Below are 6,030 nucleotides of genomic sequence, written 5' to 3' on the forward strand. Positions count from 1 at the left end.
ATTGATTTCATTCTTCGATGACGCGAGATCGCCAACATGACTGATATGCACGCTTTGATTGTGGATGCCGTGGACGCGCCATTCTGGCTGACGACAATTCCCAAACCGGTAGCAGGCGTTGGCCAAGTCCTGGTCCGAATCAGCGCCAGTGGCCTTAACCCTTTGGACGGGAAAATCCGCGCAGGCCAGGCTGCCCACGCCCGGCAGCCATTACCGGCAGTGCTCGGTATGGATGTGGCAGGTACCGTGGAAGCGGTAGGTCCTGACGTCGGTGATTGGCATGTGGGCGATGATGTCTATGGGTTGGCGACCGGCATTGGTGGCGCACAGGGCTCATTGGCCGAGTACGCGGCCGTCGATGTCCGCTTGCTGGCGAAGAAACCTGAGGTGTTGAGCATGCGTGAAGCGGCGGTATTGCCGCTGGTGCTGATCACTGCGTGGGAGGGCTTGGTGGACCGGGCGCATGTAGGCTCCGGGCACAAAGTACTGATCCAAGGCGGCGCGGGCGGTGTAGGGCATGTTGCAGTGCAGTTGGCGATTGCTCGCGGAGCGCAGGTGTATGCCACGGGATCCGCCAAGCATCGCTCAGTAATCGAGGGGCTGGGTGCGACGTTTATCGACTATCAGCAGCAGACGGTCGAAGAGTACGTCGCGCAGCACACCGCGGGCGAAGGCTTCGACATTGTGTATGACACTGTCGGCGGCGAAACGCTGGATGCATCCTTTCGAGCCGCCAAGACCTATCACGGTCATGTCGTGAGTTGCCTGGGATGGGGGCAACACAGCCTGGCCCCATTGTCGTTTCGTGGGGCGACCTACTCGGGTGTGTTCACCTTGCTGCCGTTGCTGACCGGTAAGGGGCGTGAGCATCACGGGCAGATTCTTGCCGAGGCCGCGCGCTTGATCGATGCCGGTAAGCTCAAGCCGATCCTGGATGGGCGTGCATTCAATTTGCACAGTGCGAACGCCGCCTACGATGTGCTCGCAAGCGGCGCGCAAGGGCGCTTGGCGATTGAGATTTAAGTCAGTGCTTCACGCACAAAATCCAGACGGTCCTGACCGAAGAACAGCTGGTTGCCTACAAATAGGCTGGGCGCACCGAACACACCGCGTTTCACGGCGTGTTCGGTGTTGTCCTTGAGGGCGGCCTTTACCGCTTCGTCATTGGCCAAGGCCAGGACCTCCTCCGGATCGAAACCATGCTCGGTTAGCACGGCAGCCACAACGACGGGATCTCCCAAGTGGCGACCGTCTTCCCAGAGCGCGCGGAACAGGCAATCCACAAAGGCGTCAAAGTGCTCGGGTTGACGCAGCTGGATGCCGGTCACTGCACGCATCAACACCAGGGTGTTGATGGGAAAGTGCGGATTGAACTTGAGCGGTACGTTGTAGCGGCGGGCATAGCGCGCCAGGTCATCAAACATGTAGCGACCTTTGGCGGGAACGGTGATGGGAGAGGCGTTGCCCGTGGCCTTGAACACGCCGCCCAATAACATGGGCTTATAAATCAGCTGCGTACCGGTTGAAGCGCACAGTGCGGGTAACTGGGTGTAAGCCAGGTAGGTGGCGGGGCTGCCGAGGTCAAAGAAGAATTCCAGGGTTTTACGCATGGTCGATGCTCGCTGCTTATTATTGTGGGGTCGTGCTTACCAGGGTTCATTCCAGGGACGCAGGTCCAGTTCAAATGTCCAGGCGTCGCGTGGCTGGCTGTGCAGGTACCAATAGTTCTCGGCGATGTGCTCGGGGTTGAGGATACCGTCCTGGTCCTTGAGCGCGTATTTCTGCGGGAAATTGTCACGTATGAAGTCGGTGTCGATGGCGCCATCGACCACCACATGGGCGACGTGGATGTTCCTGGGCCCCAGTTCCCGCGCCATGCTTTGCGCGAGTGCCCGGATACCGTGCTTGGCGCCAGCGAAGGCGGCAAACCCTGCCGCGCCGCGCAATCCTGCGGTGGCACCTGTGAACAGAATGGTGCCTCGATTACGCGTGACCATACGCTTGGCCACCTCGCGTGCATTCAGGAACCCGGAGAAGCAAGCCATCTCCCATATCTTGAAATACTTGCGTGCGGTTTCTTCCAAGATGCTGCACGGCACGTTGGCGCCGATGTTGAACACGAAGGCTTCAATCGGACCCAGGTCGGTTTCGATCTGGTCGATCAGCGCAATGACGTCTTCTTCTTTACGGGCATCGCAGGCAAAGCCATGGGCTTCACCGCCTGTCGCGTGGATGCTGTCTACCAGCGGCTGCAATTTATCGGCGCTGCGGCGGGTGACACACGCCACGTAGCCTTCGCGGGCAAAACGTTTGGCAATGGCGCCACCCGTTGCGTCTCCGGCGCCCACTACCAATACGATTTTCTTGTTGTGCGTCATGGGAACTCTCTTGGCTCGATAGTCGAGCAGGAGTTTAGACGCAACGGCAAGAAGGGCTGGGTTTGTAGCTGGAATTTAATGAGAGCAGTCAGGGGGTGACTGCTCAAGCGACTACTTGCAGATGACGATCATGCTGCGGCTGGTGTAGCCAGCAGGGTTGAGGCCGAAGGGGTAGTCCCCTGGTTCCTCGGAATTGTCGCCGGACTTTGCGATAACCCGGTAGCCCTTGGCGCCGCAAGAGTTGGTTGCACTGGTGTAGCACTGGTCCCAGGAAGAAGACAGGCCGGAACAGTTGATATGCAGCCCTTTTTTGCCACGTTTCACTTCTGTCTTGGTGGTCGCGGCACAACCGGTAATCGCCATGACCATTAACAGTATCAAAATTCGCTTCATTCCTATCCTTAATAGCCGGCCTGCAATACTACAGGCTGGCTTTACTCGCTCTCGGGTGTAGCGTTCGCGCTGTCCTTGTCGAAATTCTCCATGAATGACATTCGTTTACGGCTTAAACATGGCCTAAATGAATGGTAAATACCAGAGCTAGATTCAAACAGGCTTCAATCCGCTGGTACCAGTGGCTTTGACTCGCTGCGCATCGTCACAGTAGCGCCTACGGAGGCCAGGATGATGCACGTGATCGCCAGCCACTGTGCGAGTGACAGGTGTTCGTGCAGGAACAACAGGCCGGAGAGGGCGCCAAACGCCGGTTCGATGCTCATGAGTGTGCCGAAAGTTCGGGCGGGGAGGCGCGTCAGTGCAACCATCTCCAGTGTGTAGGGGAGGGCGGTGGACAGAATGGCGACACCGATGGCGACCGGGATCAGGGCAGGCGTCAGCAATGCGCTGCCCGCATGGACGATACCGATAGGCGCAACAAACAAGGCCGCGATCATTACGCCAAGGGCGGCGGTCTGTACGCCGTTGTCATTACCGGCTTTCTGACCATACAGAATGTAGAGCGCCCAGCAGACCCCTGCACCCAGGGCGTAACCCGCACCCAGTAAATCGATACCGCTGCTCGCTTCGCCCATCGGGATAAGTAAGAGCAAGCCGACGATCGCCAGGGCAATCCAGAGGAAGTCGACGGCGCGCCGAGAGGCATAGATCGCGACGGCAAGCGGCCCGGTGAACTCCAGGGCGACCGCAATCCCAAGAGGTACGCTGCGCAAGGACATATAGAAGAGGAAGTTCATGCCGCCCAATGCCATTCCGTAGACGATCACCGTCCGCAGGGACTTTGCCGTCAACTTGGCGCGCCATGGGCGTAATAGAAGCAGCATGATTACGCTGGCGAAAATCAGGCGCAGCGCCGTGGTGCCTTGTGCGCCGACGACAGGGAACATGCTCTTGGCCAGCGAGGCGCCGGACTGGATGGAGGCCATGGCGATCAGCAGCAGGCCGACGGGGAACAATGTCGAGGCCAGGCTGCGGGGGGAGGTGGTCATTTGGGAGTGTTCGTCCGAAGTCATATTAAGAGAAGCGTCGGCGCTATGATGCTTAACTGTTTGAGGTTGGGCAATATATTGCTCAATTATCCTTATCGAGAGGCTAAAAAAGGCGGATTTAGCGGTTTTCAGCCCTTCTGATAGAAAAAACAAATTAAGAGTTGACGGCAGATTTCAGACGTCTATAATTCGCCCCACTTCCGGCGCAGTCGAAACGGAAAACTCCTTGGTAAACAATGAGTTATGTAGGTTTCGGCAGCAGGTTGCTTCAGTTCATCGAAGCCAAAAGGAAGTTGAAAAAGAGGTGTTGACAGCAGCGCGTAACGCTGTAGAATTCGCCTCCCGCTGACGAGAGATCGGAAGCGCAAGTGGTTGAAGTGGTTGAAGTTGTTGAAGAAATCTTCGAAAGCTTCTGAAAATAATCACTTGACAGCAAATGAGGCTGCTGTAGAATGCGCGCCTCGGTTGAGATGAAAGATCTTAACCAATCGCTCTTTAACAACTGAATCAAGCAATTCGTGTGGGTACTTGTGGAGTCAGACTGATAGTCAACAAGATTATCAGCATCACAAGTTACTCCGCGAGAAATCAAAGATGTAACCAACGATTGCTGAGCCAAGTTTAGGGTTTCTTAAAAACCCAAAGATGTTTGAACTGAAGAGTTTGATCATGGCTCAGATTGAACGCTGGCGGCAGGCCTAACACATGCAAGTCGAGCGGTAGAGAGAAGCTTGCTTCTCTTGAGAGCGGCGGACGGGTGAGTAATGCCTAGGAATCTGCCTGGTAGTGGGGGATAACGTTCGGAAACGAACGCTAATACCGCATACGTCCTACGGGAGAAAGCAGGGGACCTTCGGGCCTTGCGCTATCAGATGAGCCTAGGTCGGATTAGCTAGTTGGTGAGGTAATGGCTCACCAAGGCGACGATCCGTAACTGGTCTGAGAGGATGATCAGTCACACTGGAACTGAGACACGGTCCAGACTCCTACGGGAGGCAGCAGTGGGGAATATTGGACAATGGGCGAAAGCCTGATCCAGCCATGCCGCGTGTGTGAAGAAGGTCTTCGGATTGTAAAGCACTTTAAGTTGGGAGGAAGGGCATTAACCTAATACGTTAGTGTTTTGACGTTACCGACAGAATAAGCACCGGCTAACTCTGTGCCAGCAGCCGCGGTAATACAGAGGGTGCAAGCGTTAATCGGAATTACTGGGCGTAAAGCGCGCGTAGGTGGTTTGTTAAGTTGGATGTGAAATCCCCGGGCTCAACCTGGGAACTGCATTCAAAACTGACTGACTAGAGTATGGTAGAGGGTGGTGGAATTTCCTGTGTAGCGGTGAAATGCGTAGATATAGGAAGGAACACCAGTGGCGAAGGCGACCACCTGGACTAATACTGACACTGAGGTGCGAAAGCGTGGGGAGCAAACAGGATTAGATACCCTGGTAGTCCACGCCGTAAACGATGTCAACTAGCCGTTGGAAGCCTTGAGCTTTTAGTGGCGCAGCTAACGCATTAAGTTGACCGCCTGGGGAGTACGGCCGCAAGGTTAAAACTCAAATGAATTGACGGGGGCCCGCACAAGCGGTGGAGCATGTGGTTTAATTCGAAGCAACGCGAAGAACCTTACCAGGCCTTGACATCCAATGAACTTTCTAGAGATAGATTGGTGCCTTCGGGAACATTGAGACAGGTGCTGCATGGCTGTCGTCAGCTCGTGTCGTGAGATGTTGGGTTAAGTCCCGTAACGAGCGCAACCCTTGTCCTTAGTTACCAGCACGTAATGGTGGGCACTCTAAGGAGACTGCCGGTGACAAACCGGAGGAAGGTGGGGATGACGTCAAGTCATCATGGCCCTTACGGCCTGGGCTACACACGTGCTACAATGGTCGGTACAGAGGGTTGCCAAGCCGCGAGGTGGAGCTAATCCCATAAAACCGATCGTAGTCCGGATCGCAGTCTGCAACTCGACTGCGTGAAGTCGGAATCGCTAGTAATCGCGAATCAGAATGTCGCGGTGAATACGTTCCCGGGCCTTGTACACACCGCCCGTCACACCATGGGAGTGGGTTGCACCAGAAGTAGCTAGTCTAACCTTCGGGAGGACGGTTACCACGGTGTGATTCATGACTGGGGTGAAGTCGTAACAAGGTAGCCGTAGGGGAACCTGCGGCTGGATCACCTCCTTAATCGACGACATCAGCTGCT

General features: G+C 55.8%; 5 protein-coding genes and 1 rRNA gene. 2 read left to right on the forward strand and 4 right to left on the reverse strand.

Annotated elements, in window-relative coordinates; all coding sequences use genetic code 11:
• Positions 1–36: 36 nt before the first annotated feature.
• On the forward strand, positions 37–1,023 hold the full coding sequence (locus U367_RS0104255; protein WP_028615815.1) for a zinc-dependent alcohol dehydrogenase family protein: 987 nt from the start codon (positions 37–39) through the stop codon (positions 1,021–1,023).
• On the opposite strand, the gene U367_RS0104260 is transcribed toward U367_RS0104255, so the two are convergent.
• From U367_RS0104260 to rhtA, 4 genes are all read right to left on the reverse strand, one after another.
• Positions 1,020–1,610 carry a 2-hydroxychromene-2-carboxylate isomerase gene (locus U367_RS0104260; RefSeq protein WP_028615816.1) on the reverse strand — a complete coding sequence of 197 codons (591 nt, stop codon included), beginning with the start codon at positions 1,608–1,610 and terminating at the stop codon, positions 1,020–1,022. The two genes, U367_RS0104255 and U367_RS0104260, sit on opposite strands and share 4 nt — an antisense overlap.
• Before the next feature lie 36 nt (positions 1,611–1,646).
• Positions 1,647–2,378: an SDR family oxidoreductase gene (locus U367_RS0104265; RefSeq protein WP_028615817.1), complete on the reverse strand. Its 732-nt coding sequence runs from the start codon at positions 2,376–2,378 to the stop codon at positions 1,647–1,649.
• A 111-nt stretch (positions 2,379–2,489) separates the two neighbouring features.
• Entirely contained in the window at positions 2,490–2,771 is a 282-nt protein-coding gene (locus U367_RS0104270) for a hypothetical protein (protein WP_028615818.1), read from the reverse strand.
• A 164-nt stretch (positions 2,772–2,935) separates the two neighbouring features.
• A complete protein-coding gene (rhtA, locus tag U367_RS0104275; RefSeq protein WP_028615819.1) occupies positions 2,936–3,823 on the reverse strand; it encodes a threonine/homoserine exporter RhtA in 888 nt (295 codons plus the stop codon).
• A gap of 651 nt (positions 3,824–4,474) precedes the next feature.
• Here rhtA and U367_RS0104280 point away from each other — a divergent pair.
• Positions 4,475–6,011 (forward strand): 16S ribosomal RNA (locus tag U367_RS0104280).
• Positions 6,012–6,030 lie beyond the last annotated feature (19 nt).

The sequence above is a fragment of the Pseudomonas canadensis genome (genome assembly GCF_000503215.1).
Lineage (GTDB): Bacteria > Pseudomonadota > Gammaproteobacteria > Pseudomonadales > Pseudomonadaceae > Aquipseudomonas > Aquipseudomonas canadensis.